The sequence below is a fragment of the Pseudomaricurvus sp. genome (assembly GCF_965662505.1).
GTDB lineage: Bacteria > Pseudomonadota > Gammaproteobacteria > Pseudomonadales > Cellvibrionaceae > Pseudomaricurvus.
In genome coordinates this window covers 1-16,715 of sequence record NZ_CBFIHX010000081.1, presented here as the reverse complement: position 1 = coordinate 16,715, position 16,715 = coordinate 1, and the positions used below count along the sequence as shown (strand labels likewise).

General features: G+C 51.2%; 15 protein-coding genes and 1 riboswitch. Of the genes, 13 read left to right on the top strand and 2 right to left on the bottom strand.

The window, feature by feature from the left end; genetic code table 11:
• Positions 1–436: 436 nt before the first annotated feature.
• Positions 437–859, top strand: a complete 423-nt coding sequence (locus ACTG33_RS11710) for a MarR family winged helix-turn-helix transcriptional regulator (RefSeq protein WP_439135401.1) — start codon at positions 437–439, stop codon at positions 857–859.
• A 141-nt stretch (positions 860–1,000) separates the two neighbouring features.
• Here the strand turns inward: ACTG33_RS11710 and ACTG33_RS11705 are convergent, their stop codons facing one another.
• Together ACTG33_RS11705 and ACTG33_RS11700 are read right to left on the bottom strand one after the other, a co-directional pair.
• Complete coding sequence (locus ACTG33_RS11705) at positions 1,001–2,254, bottom strand: Y-family DNA polymerase (RefSeq protein WP_439135400.1); 1,254 nt, start codon at positions 2,252–2,254, stop codon at positions 1,001–1,003.
• Positions 2,248–2,640, bottom strand: coding sequence for a LexA family protein (locus ACTG33_RS11700; protein WP_439135399.1), 393 nt, complete (start codon positions 2,638–2,640; stop codon positions 2,248–2,250). Before ACTG33_RS11700 ends, ACTG33_RS11705 begins: the two co-directional genes overlap by 7 nt.
• A 95-nt stretch (positions 2,641–2,735) precedes the next feature.
• Between ACTG33_RS11700 and ACTG33_RS11695 the strand changes: the two genes are divergently transcribed.
• From ACTG33_RS11695 to ACTG33_RS11640, 12 genes are all read left to right on the top strand, one after another.
• Complete coding sequence (locus ACTG33_RS11695) at positions 2,736–3,380, top strand: SOS response-associated peptidase (protein ID WP_439135398.1); 645 nt, start codon at positions 2,736–2,738, stop codon at positions 3,378–3,380.
• A gap of 441 nt (positions 3,381–3,821) precedes the next feature.
• On the top strand, positions 3,822–4,223 hold the full coding sequence (locus tag ACTG33_RS11690; protein ID WP_439135397.1) for a GFA family protein: 402 nt from the start codon (positions 3,822–3,824) through the stop codon (positions 4,221–4,223).
• A gap of 172 nt (positions 4,224–4,395) precedes the next feature.
• Positions 4,396–5,529 carry an AI-2E family transporter gene (locus ACTG33_RS11685; protein ID WP_439135396.1) on the top strand — a complete coding sequence of 378 codons (1,134 nt, stop codon included), beginning with the start codon at positions 4,396–4,398 and terminating at the stop codon, positions 5,527–5,529.
• A gap of 112 nt (positions 5,530–5,641) precedes the next feature.
• Positions 5,642–6,151 carry a DUF411 domain-containing protein gene (locus ACTG33_RS11680; protein ID WP_439135395.1) on the top strand — a complete coding sequence of 170 codons (510 nt, stop codon included), beginning with the start codon at positions 5,642–5,644 and terminating at the stop codon, positions 6,149–6,151.
• Positions 6,152–6,292: 141 nt separating this feature from the next.
• Positions 6,293–6,448, top strand: a riboswitch (cobalamin riboswitch).
• 178 nt (positions 6,449–6,626) lie between these two features.
• Positions 6,627–11,132 (top strand): cobaltochelatase subunit CobN, encoded by a 4,506-nt coding sequence (locus tag ACTG33_RS11675; protein ID WP_439135394.1) that lies wholly within the window; start codon positions 6,627–6,629, stop codon positions 11,130–11,132.
• Between the two features lie 39 nt (positions 11,133–11,171).
• On the top strand, positions 11,172–11,708 hold the full coding sequence (locus ACTG33_RS11670) for a MotA/TolQ/ExbB proton channel family protein (protein ID WP_439135393.1): 537 nt from the start codon (positions 11,172–11,174) through the stop codon (positions 11,706–11,708).
• Positions 11,701–12,012, top strand: a complete 312-nt coding sequence (locus tag ACTG33_RS11665; protein ID WP_439135392.1) for a DUF2149 domain-containing protein — start codon at positions 11,701–11,703, stop codon at positions 12,010–12,012. The genes ACTG33_RS11670 and ACTG33_RS11665 overlap by 8 nt, the downstream gene beginning before the upstream one ends.
• A 208-nt stretch (positions 12,013–12,220) precedes the next feature.
• The gene (locus ACTG33_RS11660; protein ID WP_439135391.1) at positions 12,221–12,943 is read left to right on the top strand and encodes a thermostable hemolysin; all 723 of its coding nucleotides are present in this window, start codon (positions 12,221–12,223) and stop codon (positions 12,941–12,943) included.
• Complete coding sequence (locus ACTG33_RS11655; protein WP_439135390.1) at positions 12,940–14,397, top strand: AMP-binding protein; 1,458 nt, start codon at positions 12,940–12,942, stop codon at positions 14,395–14,397. The genes ACTG33_RS11660 and ACTG33_RS11655 overlap by 4 nt, the downstream gene beginning before the upstream one ends.
• A gap of 69 nt (positions 14,398–14,466) precedes the next feature.
• Positions 14,467–15,138, top strand: coding sequence for a TenA family transcriptional regulator (locus tag ACTG33_RS11650; RefSeq protein WP_439135389.1), 672 nt, complete (start codon positions 14,467–14,469; stop codon positions 15,136–15,138).
• A gap of 30 nt (positions 15,139–15,168) precedes the next feature.
• A complete protein-coding gene (locus ACTG33_RS11645) occupies positions 15,169–15,954 on the top strand; it encodes an SDR family oxidoreductase (protein WP_439135388.1) in 786 nt (261 codons plus the stop codon).
• 256 nt (positions 15,955–16,210) lie between these two features.
• Positions 16,211–16,715: hypothetical protein (locus ACTG33_RS11640; RefSeq protein WP_439135387.1), on the top strand; the 505-nt coding region annotated here is incomplete at its 3' end.

Sequence of the window (16,715 nt, the reverse complement as noted above, 5' to 3'; positions counted from 1 at the left end):
TGATAGCTTGCATCCTGGTGGGCAAATACTTCCGTCGATGCTGACGCTATGGTGAAGGTTTCCATTATGCCACGATAGTGAAAGGCTTCAATGCTATGGCTTAGGTTTTCGCAATAAGATGAGAAATTCAAGAATTAAAGGGCTTTGACCCCTTTTCTCACGGTTAATGAGCGCCGTGCACATCTTGGGCTGAACTCCATAAAGGAGCGTCAAGTGCAAATGACTGAGCAGGAGCGGAGGCGCCGCGCCAATATTGAACAAACCAGTTAATAGAACGCGGCCCTCGGACGCCTTTGCCTCCGTTTCACTACGTCAATTTCGCCGGTGCCCTTTGCATTAGGTTCCACGGATCAGGTGCCAATAGTTCATTAATGCTTGACCTCGCAACTATTTAGGCATATGGTTGCGAGATCAAATATTACGCAAGGAGATGCTTGTGTCGGAGAATGTAGAGGCTGGGTTGGTAATAAGCATCCTCAATATGCAAAGCAAAATTCAGAAAAGGGTTGGCGCCGCTCTTTCTGTGCATGGTATTGGGCTTTCAGAATATCTTGTTCTGAATCAGCTATATATCGCTGCCAATCAAAAAATGCGACGCAGCGATCTGGCAGAAAAAGTGGGATTAAGCCCGTCTGGCGTCACACGTCTTCTCAATCCTATGCAGAAAATAGGTCTTATTGAAAAGGAAGATAATCCTCGTGATGCCAGAGTCAGTTTGGTCGTTCTTTCAAAAGCTGGAAAGAGAATTACTGAAGAGGCAAAAGTTTCGTTCGAGTACGATTCAAGTGCGCTGTTTGAGTCTCTCGACAAAGAAGGGTTAAGTACGCTTTCAGAGCTTCTAAAGGTCTTAACGAGATGACGACAACAAATTACCGTCAAGCTCGAGGTTTTCCCCAATAAAGTAGACGCCAGTTTTAATTGCTGACACAGGGTGTATCTGTACAAACTTCTCGGTCTAGATATTGGACCAAGATACGCACTCATCACCATACACTCATTCTCAAGTTCTGACTTTGGGTAGGTCAGCCCATCGGGTTGTGTACGCCGGTGATGTGTACCCCTGCCGCATCTTCCATTTTTTGTTGATCCCTTCTGCGCCCAGGAACAAACTTCCGCGTCCATACTCCGTGTTGATCTGATCAACAACGTGCATCAACTTATCCGCTTTAAGGTTTTGACCTGAATGGAACAGGTCATGCTGTTGATGTTCTTTCTCGGACAGTTCCAGCAATCCAACCCCAGCTTTTAGAAACCGGTAGTGAGGCCGGTACAGACGGGCGATGGTGTCTTTGGCCAATGATGTGATCACCCGGCTGTCATCGGTGGGGTATGGCAACTGCACCACCGTACTGTTGCTGTAGTAGCCATCCTCAAACGGTGAAGTGTGCAAAAACACGTGCAGTGATGAGGCCAGTGAGGTTTGTTGCCGGAGCTTTTCCGCTGCCCGGCTGGCATAGAGGGTGATGGCTTGCTGGATGGGTGCCAGCTCGGTCAGCTTTTCTCCAAATGATCGGGTGCAGTAAATCTGTTGTTTGGCGGGCGGTAGTTCCTCCAGAGGAATACACGAGATGCCATTCAGCTCTTCAATCATTCGTTCGATATTGACGCTCACCTTGCGTCGCAGCACCTTGGGGTCGGCTTTGGCCAGATCGTAGGCGGTGGTGATATTGAATTCGGCCAGGCGCCGGGCCAGACGACCGGCAATGCCCCACAGCTGGGTAATGGGCGTTCGCCTTTGCAGCCACTCCCATTTATGAGGTTCATCGAGCACGCAAACCCCCTGACACTGCGGAATCTTCTTGGCCGCCCGGTTTGCCAGTTTTGCCAGGGTCTTGCTGGGTGCAATGCCTACCCCGACGGGCATACGCACATCCCGCCAGAGGGTGCTTCGGATGGTCTGGCCATAGGCTTTCCAATCTTCCTGCAGTCCCTCACAGTCCAGAAACATCTCATCGATGGAGTACACCTCCACTGAGGGTGAAAAGCTTCTCAGGGTCGTCATCACCCGATGGGAGATATCCCCGTACAGCGGGTAATTACTGCTGAAAATCGCCACCCCGTGTCGCCGCAGTAGAGGCTCGACTTTGAAAAACGCCTGCAAGTCACCAATGCCTAGTGCCTTGGCCTCTTTGGAGCGTGCCACCACAAAGCCGTCATTATTGGACAGCACGACCACGGGCTTGCCCCGCAGGTCCGGCCGGAAGATCTGCTCACAGCTGGCATAGCAGGAGTTGCAGTCGACCAGTGCTAGCATGAGGCTTTCCGGTGGTAGCGGATGGAGGCTTTGACCACGCCCTCAATGACGACACTCTGCTCGTCCAGAATCGGGATGGCCGGAAAGCGGGGGTTGGCCGCTAGCAGGCGCTGACGCTGCTTATCCAGGATCTTGCAGGTCAGCTCACCGTCCAGTGCCACGATGATCACATCGCCCTGGACGGGCTCCAGCGCCCGATCTATAACCAGTAAATCGCGGTCGAAAATGCCCACTCCCTCCATGGAGTCCCCCGCGGCTCGGGCCAGATAGGTGGCAGCCGGGTGTTCGATCAGGTGGTCATCCAGACTCAGAGCTCCTTCCTTGTAGTCGTCTGCGGGGGACGGGAAGCCGGCCTGTACCGCATGGCTGTATAGTATGAGCTTCATGATTAACTTGATATTTTACTGTATGGATAAACAGTATAATTTCAGGTGTGGTATTTTGCCAAGAAGACTTTTCCAGATAATCCAGAGAGGCTCTTATGTGTGGTCGCTTTAATATCTCGATGACCCCAGGCATGGTGGGGCTTGTGGACGAACTTGGTGTTCCGGTCACGCTGGCCGAACGATACAACATCGCCCCCACCGAGACTGTCCCCATCTTTTATGAACAGGATGGGCAGCGCGAATGCCATCTGGCTCGCTGGTGGCTGACACCCAGCTGGTCATCAGGCCCTGACACCAAATTCGCCATGTTCAATGCCAGATCCGAGACTCTGGAGACGAGTAGGGCTTACAAGGCGCCGTTTCGTCACAAACGCTGCGTGATTCCGTGCAGCTCGTTTATCGAGTGGCAGAAGACTCCTTCCGGCAAACAACCTATTGAGCTGTATCGGAATGAGGGCGCTATTGCTTTTGCAGGTTTGTGGGATTGCTGGAATGACGAGCTGCTGTCCTGCTCTATTGTGACTACCGAAGCCGCCGACAGCATTAAGCCTATTCATAACCGAATGCCGGTGATGCTGGACAAGGCGGGCATGGATCTGTGGTTGGATACTAACCAACCCACTGACAAGCTGAAGCCTTTATTTGCATCAGAGCTGGCTTACGACATCAGTCATAGGGAGGTGGATGCCGAGATTAATAACAGTCGGAATAAAGTGCTGCCAAAGACCCGATCACTCTGAGCTTGTCGAAGGGGCTCTTCCAAGCGAGGAACATGCAGCCCCCACCCAGCCCGTTCGCTCTGAGCTTGTCGAAGGGTCTCTTCCAAGCGAGGAACATGCAGCCACCACCACCTCCCGTTCGCCCTGAGCCTGTCGAAGGGCCTCTTCCAAACTAGGAAAACGTAGTTCAAAGACTCGGTGTTGACTCTTTGCCTGACGATCACGACACTCCGACATGCAAGTTTTTTCGCAAGGTTTAGGTTTATTTCATCTGGGGTATTCGTTTTCATAATGGTCTTTTTCTGGATTGCGTGGGACGGTTATGCTGTCTATAAAAGGTCGGAATTAGTACGCATGGTTGAGCGTTAAAATAGAGAAGCACGTAAGATAGAGTAACAGTAAGCCGCGCCGCTCAGCGTTGCGTCACGTATGCTTCATCTATAGAACATAAAGGGGAATCTTATGACTAAACATGCTGGTTCTTGTCTGTGTGGCACAGTCAGATTTGAGGTGCTAGGTGACTTTGACAGCTTTTACCTGTGTCATTGCGAGCGTTGTCAAAAAGATACGGGATCTGCTCATGCCGCAAATTTATTTTCGCAGTCAGCTAAACTGACCTGGCTTATGGGGCTGGATGCTGTGATGTCTTTTACGCTTCCGGGCACTCGTCACAACAAAAGCTTTTGTAAGTCGTGTGGTTCAGCATTACCAAACACTCAAATTGCAGGGTTGCTTGTCGTTCCTGCAGGGTGTTTGGATACGGAAGTCTCGGTGTTGCCAGCTGCGCACATTTTTACATCGAGCAGAGTCGTGTGGGATGACGCGAATAGCGACGTGCCAGAATTCGAGGGCCTGCCAGAGTAAGCCAGATCACACCTCAGCTTCCCCTAAACTGAGTCAGACTTAATCAGAGTGTTCCCATTGCCCACGGACAACAATTACACAGCACAACGGTAATGCTATGGTGATATAAACAGGCGCTTACCCATTTAGTTGCCTCTGATGTCACCAACGGATAATGCAAAAGGAGTATTTGATGCCAGCCCCTCAAGGTTACACGCGTTTGGAGCAGGGCAGTTTTCTGCTGATGCTGGTGCTTGTCTCTGTGTTGTTCTTTTTTCTGCTCAAGCCGTTTTTCAGTCCGGTGTTTTGGGCCTGTGTGATTACCATTTTGTTTTATCCGCTTTACCAGTTCCTGCTGAATCGCTGGAACCGACGTAACCTGGCCGCGCTGGCGACGTTAACGATTTGTGTTGTGGTCGGTGTGGCGCCGATGTTGTTCCTGATCAAGGCTATGGTGGATGAGGGGCGGGAGGTCTATCAGCTTTTAGAGAGTGGTGAGCTGGACCCGGGGGAGTATCTGGAAAAGGTGCGCGATGGGTTTCCCTTTATTCAGGGGCTGCTGGATCGCTTTAATATCGACCTGTCGCTCATCAAGGAAACGCTCACCAAAAGTGCTGGCACGGTGAGTCGTTGGGCGGCGGAGAATACCTTGTCCATCGGGCAGAATATGTTGCAGTTCTTTGTCAGTTTGGCGTTGATGTTGTATCTGGTGTTTTTCCTGTTTCGTGACGGCACCATGCTGATTGATCTCCTGATTCGGGCATTGCCTTTGGGAGATGGGCGGGAGCGACACCTGTTCAATAAGTTTGCCGAAGTGACCAAGGCGACCGTCAAAGGCAATCTGGTGGTGGCGATTATTCAGGGGAGTTTAGGGGGGATAATCTTTGCCTTGTTGGGCATCAAAGGTGCTGTGTTCTGGGGGGCGGTCATGGTGTTGTTGTCGCTGATCCCTGTGGTTGGCTCGGGACTGATTTGGGGGCCAGTGGCGATTTATTTGTTTGCGGTGGGCAGTTGGGAGAAAGGCCTGATTCTGACAGCCTTTGGTGCGGGTATCATTGGTTTGGTGGACAACCTGCTGCGGCCGATTCTGGTGGGCAGGGACACCAAACTGCCGGATTATTTGGTGTTGTTGTCTACCCTTGGCGGATTTGCCTTGTTTGGCATGAATGGCTTTGTGATTGGTCCGTTGGTGGCGGTACTGTTTATCGCTTTCTGGCAGATTTTTATTCTGGATTTTAATAACGAGTCCGAAAGCGGTGATGAAGACAGCGCTGCAGTTGGTGAGTTAGAAACCGAGAACCCGGTACCGCAGGATGAGCCTGAGTGATGTACTGTTGTATTGGTGTATTGGTGTACTGTCGTATAGAGATATTGATGTATTGACGCTTGTTAATGGCTGCTTTATAAAGGCAACTCTTCTGATCGGATAAGGAATATTTATGTTAACCGTACAAGCCAAGAGTAACGCGACGACAGCAGTGGCTGTGATCCCAAGGCTGATTTTGATGGTTTGCCTGTTCATCAGTTCAGGCTTGGCGGTGGCTGAAACCGATATTTCTGTGTTTAAAAATCCCAACTGCGGTTGCTGTGAGAAATGGGTGACGTATCTTGAGGGTGAAGGCTTCAGCCCTACGGTGACCGATTCAGACAGTATGAGCGACGTTAAACAGAAGCACGGTATTGCGCCTCAATACCAGTCCTGCCATACGGGCGTAGTGGATGGCTATGTCTTTGAAGGGCATGTGCCTGCACCGATTATGAAACGATTTCTAGAGGAAAAGCCTGCAGATGCTATTGGCTTGTCTGTACCGGGTATGCCAGTGGGTAGCCCGGGAATGGAAGTGGGGCATCGCCATGACGACTACGATGTCCTGTTGCTGAAGAAGGACGGCAGCAGTGAGGTTTATGAGCATGTCAGTGAGCCCGTAGATTCTGCTCACAGTCACTAACCACATGAGTAGCCCTTAGCCACTATCAATAATCATCAGCCACCATTTATAGACTTTAAATGGTGGTTTCAACTCGATCAGCCCTCCGGCAAAACTCTTTGACCTGCGAGTCATCAGCTTCTAGTATAGGCGCCTTCTGTGAAAGGGTGCCTGTCGACGGTAGTTGTGTTTATCGTCTGGAACAGGTTAAACGGGAAGTGTGGTGTCTGCTGCTCTGATGAGCCTGACCTATCCCACCGCTGCCCCCGCAACGGTAATCTGCCTGAAGTCTGGTAGTGAGCCCGAAACCGGCCCTTTGCAGCATGTTGCATCGATGAAGCGGAGGGCTTTATCTTGGGCAGTTTCCTGGTTGTTGTACCCCTGACAACAACGAATCGCCTCGTTTATTCCCCCTTTGTCTGAGTATTCAGACGTTTTGCTCTCGTCGTTCAATTGTTTTTGGTGCCGTGTGGTGGCCATATCCATTGGAGACAGTATGTTTGGGTTAGTTTCGAATCTGAAAAAGAGTGGTCGTTGGCTTCAAACTGGCCGCTGTGTTGGTGTGCTGGTATTGATGCTCAGTATGGCGAGCAGCGTGCAGGCGGGTACGGTATTGGGCGTTGTTTCGTCGAGCAACAGTGCCGATGTGTTGACTGGGGCTCACGCGTTTCTCAACGCTAACCCTCAGCATCAATTGATTTTACGCACCACCGATCAATTCAGTGAACTGCCGGAGCCGGAACGCCAAGCCTTAATCAAGCAGGCTGATATCGTCTTTGCTGGCGGTGTGTTTGGCGATGCTTCCACCTTGTTGAACGGTTATTTAGAAGATGATCGTCTGATTCCAAGTTTTGTGGCGGTACACAGTGACCGACGATTGGTGAGTTCTTCACGCTTGAACAGCAAGCCTTTATTGCAGGGAGCAGATCTTGATCAGCTGATGCAAGATCCGCCGTTGGAACAGGATGCGGATCTGCTGGCGTGGTCACAACAACAGCTAAACGATAATCCGAAATACCGTGATTGGTTGACCACCAAGCTCTTCTGGGCTGATCGCAACGGTTCCAACCTCGATGGCATTTTCAGGCATTTATTGGCATCGACTGGCGAGAATCTCAGTGTGCCAGCGCCTGAGTTGCGCAAGCCTCTACGGGTGTTTTTGGATGAACAGCCCGTAGAGATCATCGGCAATAAGTTGCAACTGAACAAACTGAATATCGATGATGATAAACGCTGGGTTGTCATTCTGGACTATGAGCACGGTGATCGTCCCGGTGAACGTGAGCTGATGGAAGATCTCTGTGAACAGCAGGCAACAAGCAATCGCTATTGTCTGCGCGTGCTGGCGAAATGGGGCGAGGCCAGTGTCGAAGCGGTGGACATTCTGGCGCAGTATCGCGATCGTATCGGCGTGGTAGTCTCGCTGCAAAACTTTGTCATCGGTGGCGGTGAAGGCCGTGCAGAGGTGACCCAATCGCTTGAGGCCTTAAATGTTCCCACACTCAAGGCTATCCGTCTAACCGACAGTACAGAAGACGAATGGCGTTTGTCAGAAGAAGGTCTGCGTTGGGACAGTGTGCACTACCGTATTGCTATGCCAGAGTTACAGGGTGTTTCCCAACCGCTGGTGGTGGCCGCAATGACACCGCCGAGTCTTGATAAAGCCACTGGCTTGAAAGTGACCTTATCTCGCCTCATTGAATCTCAGGTCACACTGCTTAATCAGCGAGTCGATCGCTGGTTGGCACTGCAGGAAAAGTCTAACGCAGATAAAAAAGTCGGCATCATTTATTACAATCACCCTCCCGGACGTCACAACATCGGTGCGGATAACTTGAATGTGCCGGCCTCGCTCTTCCATATTCTTCAAGAAATGAAAGCGGCGGGCTACAACACGGGTGAACTGCCTGCAACGGAAGAAGCCTTGCTGGATTTGTTGCAAGAGAAAGGTGTCAATTTGCCGGAAGATCGGCAGGTGTTGAAATCCATGTCGGCCAAGGTTCAGACGGTTTCCCCTGCGCAATATCAGCAGTGGTTCGACACTCTGCCAGCCGCATTGCAGCGGGAAATGGTGGCAGGGCCGCTGGGGTATCTGCACGAAATGTTACAGCGCGCAGTACATCTGGAAAATAAAGACATTGCTCGTCACTTGACTGCACGGGTGGTTAAGGATTTGCGTCACGCCATTGAAGGCGCGGATCATCCTTCCCGTGAGCGAGTGATGAACTTGCTGCAACAGTTGGAAGATTCCTACGGTGAATCCGTCGACGGCAGCGCGCAGAACAAAGCTGTAGATTGGTCAAAAGCGGAAGAGTTAGTGTCTGCCATCAGCGACAGCGGTGTCGAAGGTTTGCGTGGCTGGGGTGCGATACCTGGAAAAGTGATGGTGTATGACAACCAATTGCTGATTCCTGGCATACAGTTTGGCAATGTCTTTGTGGGTCCGCAGCCGCCTCGTGGCTGGGAGCTTAACGAAGAGTTGTTGCACGCGAACTTGTCGTTTCCGCCACCGCATCAGTACATGGCGTTTTATCAGTGGTTGCGCAATGGTTTCCAGGCGGATGCGCTGGTGCATTTGGGTCGTCATTCCACCTATGAATTCTTGCCGCGCCACCGTGTGGGTTTGAGCGATGAAGACTACTCGCAGGCGTTGCTCGGGGATCTGCCTAGCGTCTATCCGTACATTGTGGATGGTGTGGGTGAAGGCATTCAGGCCAAGCGTCGCGGCTTGGCGGTGATGATCGATCATCTGACGCCCCCGCTGGACAGTACTGAGTTGTACGATCAATTACTGGAGCTGCGTCACCTGGTAGAAAGCTATGAAGCCGCGCCGGAAGCCGCAGGCGCTATGCGTCAGCGGGCCATCACCGCGATGAAGTCTATGGTTGATGATCTGAAGTTGCGCGACGAGCTGTTGGCCAGTATGTCTGGCGAATTAGAAGTGCGAGGCATTACGGACTTTGATCAGGTGGACGACGAATTGCTGGTGCACGAAATCGGTCACTACCTCACGCACTTGCAAGAAGATTTTATGCCGCTGGGACTGCATGTTTTCGGGCAGGATTGGACTGACAAAGCTATCGACACCATGCTCACGTCCATGGCGCAGGGCGATGAGGTGGGAGCAGGTTGGGAGAGCATGCTGTCTGCGTCGCCCAAGGCTGAAATGGATGGCTTGCTGAAAGGCTTGAGCGGCCAGTTTATCGCACCGGGTAAAGGCAATGATCCTATTCGTACCCCAGAAGCTTTACCTACGGGGCGCAACTTTTACGCACTGGATGGCAGCCTGATTCCATCGCGCTTGGGTTATGACGTGGGGCTGGAGCTGGCTGCCAAAGCCCGTCAGGAAACCGTTTCTAACGTGAGTGCTGTAGTAGATGGGGACGTAGATGGAAACGTAGATGGAAAAAAAGTAAATGGACACGCGCAGATTCCAGAGTCTGATGCCATCGTGCTGTGGGCTTCGGATGTGGTGCGCGATGAAGGCGCCATGATCGCCTTCGGTTTTGATATGTTAGGTGTCAAACCCATGTGGAGCAGTCGCGGTATCGTTAAAGATCTGGAGCGGCTGGACGTGACGGGCATGATGGAAAACGGTCAGCCTCGGCAGCGGCACGACACCGTCTTTACCACCTCCGGTTTGTTTCGCGATTTGTACGGTGCGCATCTGGTGTTACTGGAAAAAGCCGTACTGATGGCGCTGGATGCCTCGTCTGATTTGATTCGCGAACAATATCCGGCGTTAACCTACGCGTTGAACGGCGCTCTGGAACCACTAGGCAATCAGCAAAACCCGGGCAGTGAGTCGTTGAACATCAATTTGGTTGCGGCGCGCTGGGTGGAAGATGCCCGCAATGCGCTGAAACAGGGAATGCCTGCCGTGATGGCGGGCAAGCAGTCTGCCTATCGAGTGTTTGGTGATGCGCCGGGAACCTACGGTGCGGGCGTGAATCGTCTGGCGGAGCGTTCTGGCAGTTGGAAAGAGCGCTCTGAATTGGCTGATACCTACATGAGCCGCATGGGGCATGCGTACGGTTTGAATCTGCAAGGTGAACCCATGCAGGACGTGTTCAAACAGCGCCTCAATACCGTTGGCCACACCTATTTGGGTCGTTCCAGTAATCTGTATGGGCTGCTGGATAACAACGATGCCTTCGATTATCTCGGCGGTTTAAGTCTCGCCGTTGAGACAGTCAAAGGCCAACCGCCGGAGAACTTTATTCTGTTCCATAAAGACGCTAATAGCCTGTCGATGGAGCCATTGGAAGTGGCGCTATTGGCTGAATTACGCGGTCAGTTTTTAAACCCGCAATGGCTGAAACCGTTAATGGATGAGGGCTATGCCGGTGCCCGCACCATGGGCAGCGAATTCCTCGAATACCTGTGGGGCTGGCTGGTCACCAATCCCGGTTTCGTGAAAAGCTGGGTGTGGGATGAGGTGAAATCGGTCTACATCGATGACAAGCTCAATATCGGCCTGAATGAATTCCTTGAGCAAAACCACAACGCACACGTCAAGGCGAACATGTTGGCAATTATGCTGGTGGCGGCGCAAAAAGGCTTCTGGGAAGCCAGTGACGAAACGCTGAAACAGGTGGCGGGATCGTTCACCGAGTTGGTGCTGGAAAACGGTTTGCCTGGCAGCGGGCACACCACGCAAAATCATCCCATGTACGATTTCATCAAGCCCTATGTGGATGAAGAGCAGTATAAAAACCTGCAAAAGCTTTTGTCTGAAACCACAGTGGATTCGAGTGTTGCGGCTGCGCCAAGTGTTGTGGCTGAAATCAATCTGTCTGACGCCAATGCGGTGCAACAAGCTGAGAGTCAAACCGCATCGGATCAGGACGCTGCTCACAAGGATAACGCTGAAAACCAGTCCCAAGACTCGGAATCACAGACGCCACCATACTATTGGGTTGCCTTATTGCTGGCAGTATTGTTGATTGCCGGTTGGGTGCGAGGCAGTCGTGCGCCAGCCAGTCAGCGCAATAAGGATTAGGGGCTTAAAAGGCCATTATAGAAACATGAGGAATATTAGATGTTAACGTCTTCTTCGATTGGTCTGCTGCACCTTTTGGTCAGCTATTTACTCGAACCGGTTTTGTGGCTGCTGATGTTGCTGGCGGCACTGGCGGTACTTGATCTGGGTACTTTATTGGCAGAGCGGGTTAAAGGCTTGTCCAGCTGGCGTCGCAGCGGGGATATAGCCGGCTTTGAACAGTTGGCCAAAAAACGCATTGAACGCAGCGATTTTATGGCCCGCATTGCTCCCATGTTAGGTTTGATGGGAACGCTGATTCCTCTGGGCCCGGGTTTGGCAGCTTTGGGTGACGGTGAGCTGAGTATCTTGACGACCGCGATGAGTGTCGCATTTGACACGACGGTTATGGGCTTGCTGGTAGGTATTGTCGGCTTTGTGATTGGCCGTGTGCGCCGCCGTTGGTACGACGATCTGTTAACCGCAATGGAGCAATCTGTGAACACGTCGCCCCATGAATTGAATACGATTGTCAGACCTTCGGCACAGCCTAAATCGTCGTTAAAAGCTGCTGAAGCAGAGGCTGAAAATGTCTAGTCGCTGGAACTCAGACCGTTTCGGTGGCAGTGACGAAGAGCCGCTGGGGCCGTTAGCTAACCTGCTGGATCTGATGCTGGTGTTTGCCTGTGGTTTGATTGCCGCTCTGATCTCCATGAGTGAACAATTGCAGGATCACTTTCAGCAACAGCTTCAGGACCCTAACGCCAAAACGGTGGTTGAGCGAGGAAAGGAATTGCCGACGCTGCCCGGACAGGGTGCTGAAGGTGGGGAAGGTTACGAATCGGTTGGGCAGGTTTATCGGGATCCCAAAACCGGCAAGTTGATCTTGATCGCTCCTTAACGTTCTTTAAGTACCTTCTCTCGACCATGCCCTGGAGTCAGCCTCTGGGGTTATGTTTCAGACCTCTCCGCAGCCTATTTCCTGAATTTCTGCCATAAATCCCTCTCTTAAGACTTTCTTTAAGTTTTCTTAAGACTTTCTTAAGAATCGCTCACTACTATGCGTATATCGGGTATTTATCAGTGATTTGGCTTTAGGAGCTGTGTCCATGTATTCCCCCCCATGCAGTATAAAACCACAATTTTTGTCGCAATCTGAGCAAGAAGGTGATGTTAATCAGTCGACTTTTGCTTTGCTGTGGCCTGCTGATTCACAGCGCTTTGCCATTGAAGATTACATCGCCAGGCAATATCTCAAGGTCTACGACGCCAAAATTCGGGCTTTTCTGCCTCTGCTGCTGACTGTGTCCCGAAACCAGAGCCTAGCGGGAGTAGCCGGTCTGCGTCCGGCTTTTTCGTCCCCTTTGTTTTTGGAAACTTATCTTGATCAGCCTGTTGAGCAGGCCGTTGCCAAGGCTGCACAAATTCCTGTGGATCGGGACAGTATTATCGAAATTGGTAATCTGGTCGCCACCCAGAGGGGCAGCAGTCTGGTCCTGTTTCTGGTTATGGCGGCGGCCGTAGAGGCGGCAGGGTTTTCCTGGTTGGTCTTTACTGCGACTCCAGAGGTGGAGAAGCTGATTAAACGTCTGACGGAATCACCCACTGTGCTGGCTCCTGCACCAGCTTCACGTCTCAAGGGCAGACAGGACGACTGGGGACGGTATTACCAGCAGTGCCCCAAGGTTATGGCGCTGGATAGTATCAGTGCCATGGACAAGGTTCGCGAAGTCCCTCTGCTACAACGGGTATTGGTAGAGCATGAAACCGCCATTAATACCTTGTCGCATCAGGTGCGTTTGTATCGTCAGCAGGGAGGCGGTGAACAATGAATCTGACGCACTTTCGCAATATAGCCAGAGAGTATTCCAATGATGTTGCGTTGGAGGATGAACACGACAGCATGAGCTATCGGCAATTAATGCAAGCGGTGGAGTCGCTGGCTTTATGGCTGAGTGGCCAGCCGGTAAAGGTTGTGGGTTTACTGGCAGATAACAGTCGGGACTGGGTACTGGTGGATTTGGCTTGTCAGGCCGCAGGACGGACGTGCTTGCCTCTTCCTGGTTTTTTTTCTCAAGCCCAGAGACGTCATTGTCTGGCGAGTGTGGATATGTTGATCAGTGATCAGCAGAGTGACGCTCAGTTAGTTGATGCCGACAAATTATCTGTGCCGGGTACGCAGTTTTTTGCACAGCGTGTCTCTGGCGGCATTCCGGAGGATGAAAGCACGGCTTTGCCCGAGGCGACTCAAAAGATCACGTTTACCTCTGGTTCGACAGGCAATCCCAAGGGGGTCTGTTTGAGCCTGAAACACCAGTGGCAGGTGGCAGAATCTCTGGCTCGAGTGATTAATATTTATCAGCCCAGGCACCTGTGTTTGTTGCCGTTAGCAACGCTGTTGGAAAACATCGCCGGGGTTTATGTGCCCTTGTTGTCTGGTGGACGAGTGATGCTGCCGGGTGCTAAGAAGCGCGGACTGAGCGGCAGTTCTGGTCTTAATATTTCTGAATTGCTGTCCTGTATTGAGCAGGCTCAGCCCAATACCATGATCTTGTTACCACAACTGTTACAGGCTCTGGTGGTCGCCTGTCAGCAAGGTTGGCAGCCTCCCGCTTGTTTGTCGTTTATGGCGGTGGGGGGCGGCAAGGTAGCGCCGTCATTAATAGCGCAGGCGCGTCGATGTGGTCTGCCGGTTTATGAGGGATATGGTTTGTCGGAGTGCGCTTCAGTGGTGGCGCTGAACACTCTGGATGCAGAACAGCCGGGCAGTGTTGGGCGCTGCCTGCCACATTGCCAGATTGCCGTTGAGAAGGGAGAGTTGATCGTCAAAGGCTCGTCTTTTCTGGGGTATATGGGACAGCCTGACAGCTGGTATCCGCAGGTTGTTCGCACAGGGGATTTGGGTACGGTTGAAGATGAGTGGCTATCCATTCAAGGGCGAAAAAAGAACCTTCTGATCAGCAGCTTTGGCCGCAATATCAGTCCAGAGTGGGTTGAGAGCGCACTGTTGGCCATGCCTCTAATGAGCCAATGTGTCGTGATGGGGGATGGTAAGCCCCACCTGATTGCTCTGCTGAGCGCCGCAGATGTTGTCAGTAATGAGACGATCCAGGACTGGGTGGAAACTGTCAATGTCTCTTTGCCGGATTATGCCCGAATTCAAAACTGGTCTCGACTCGAGACGTCTGCGTGGCAGCCTTACCTGACGGCTAACGGGCGTCCCCGCAGAGACTTAATGGCAAAAGATTTCGATGAGTTGATTGATGAGCTTTACGCTCATCCATGAATATCTTTTTTCAGACTATAAGAATGTTCAGATTAAAAAATGTTCAGACAAATACACAGGTAGAAAACTATGAATTTTTACGATCATTTGCAGCGGGAAACTCAGGTAGAAAGGGAGATGTTACTTTCTGCTCCCATCATCAGTCGATGTTTGAGTGGCAATATCACCATCGAAGAGTATGTCGCTTTTCTAAGCCAGGCCTATCACCATGTTAAACACACAACTCCTCTTTTGATGGCTACAGGAGCAAGACTGCCTGAATCAAAAGAATGGCTCCGGAATGCGGTGGCAGAATACATTGAAGAAGAGTTGGGGCATCAGGAGTGGATCCTCAACGATATTGCGGCTTGTGGCTTTGATAAAGAAAAAGTGCGCTACAGTCGACCGAACGGTTCAACGGAGCTTTGGGTGGCTTATGCCTACGATACGGTGCAGCGGGTCAATCCTCTTGGCTTTTTTGGTTCTGTCCAGGTTCTCGAAGGTACCAGTGTGAAAATTGCTGATCTGGCCGCAGACAAAATTCAAACTGCTCTTCACTTGCCAGATTCGGCATTTAGCTATTTACGTTCACATGGCTGTATTGATCAGGAACACATTCAGTTTTTTGAAAACCTGATGAATCGAATAGACGATGTTAACGAGCAAAACCAGATTGTTCATAGCGCGCGTATGTTTTATCAGCTATATCACAATATTCATTGTGAATTAAGACCTGAGCAGGCGTTGTCATTTGCTGCCTGATTTTTGAGGCATGGCTTAAAGGTGAATATTATGGAAATACACGCTAAAACTGTTTTGCTTACCGGCTCAACCGGTGGTATTGGTCTGGAAATTTCCAAGGCATTGGCCGCAGCCGGCGCTCGCCTGATTCTTACAGGGCGAAACCTTGACCGTCTTAATGCACTCAAAAAGAATCTGGTTGGCGAGGGGCATCTAGCCATTGCGGTGGATGTTGCCAGTGAGGACGGCGTTGATAAGCTGGTTGCGTTAGCTCAAACCAATCAAGTAGATGTGTTAATTAATAACGCGGGGGTCAATCATTTGGCAACTCACGAGCAGACGTCGTCAGGAGAGATTACTCGAATGATGACGGTTAATCTCTGTGCTCCGATGATCCTGTGCAGTCGGTTAATCCCAGTACTGCAAAATCGCACAGAAGCCATGATTATCAATGTGGGTTCGATTATGGGCAGTATTGGTATGGCGGGCTCTGCGACCTATTGTGCCAGTAAATTTGGATTGCGGGGCTTTACAGAGTCTCTGCGGCGGGAATTGGCCGACAGCAACATACGGGTAGTGTATTTTGCGCCGAGGATGACGTCCACTGCGATCAATAGTGAGCAAATGGTAGCGATGAGTCAGGCTTTGGGTACTGCAGTCGACAGTCCTGAAAACGTGGCGGAGCAGCTGGTGTCGGTTATTGCCAAACCCGGTTGTATCGAGCAATACCTGGGTTGGCCGGAAAAATTGTTTGTTCGTATCAATGGATTGTTACCCCGTGTGGTTGATCGAGCTTTGAAAAAACAACTGCCCACTGTTTTATCCTACGCGCGGTAACGTTCAATTTAGCGAAACAGATGATGAAATACTGAAAGAGGTCATGTTTATGAATTCATTAACAGTCGCATCAACGTCCAGGTATTCACAGGCTCTATGTCTATCCAGTACACGAAAAAATAGTGTACGGCAAATAGGTACCTATCGAAATAGTACACCTCGAACTGTATGGTGGCGCTATGGTCTAATGTTGCTGCTTCCCCTATGGTTACTCAGCGGTGTCTGTTTGGCCTCGTCAGAGGAATCAGTGCACCACATGCAACAGCTGTGGGCCAAGGCCAATTATAAGTTGACGGGAAAGTCTCAGCTGGCAGCTTACCAAGAGCTTCTGGCTGTTGCTGCAAAAGCCAAAACAGATTATCCCAATAGTGCTCCGGTGCTTATTTGGAGTGGTATTGTTGAGTCGAGTTATGCCGGCGTTAAGGGTGGTTTGGGGGCATTGAAGTATGCCAAAGCTTCAAAGAAAGATTTGGAGCAGGCTCTGCAGATTGATGCCGCAGCGTTGGAGGGCTCTGCGTATACCAGTCTTGGTACTTTATATTTTAAAGTGCCTGGGTGGCCTCTTGGCTTTGGCGACGATGACAAAGCCGGTCAGTTGCTCTCTCAGGCGTTAAAGGTAAACCCCCAGGGTATCGATCCCAACTTTTTCTATGCGGAATACCTGAGCGATCAAGGGCAGTATCAAGATGCTGAACGTTATTACCAGAAAGCGCTCAATGCCCCTTCCAGGCCGGATCGTACGCTGGCGGATGAGGGAAGGC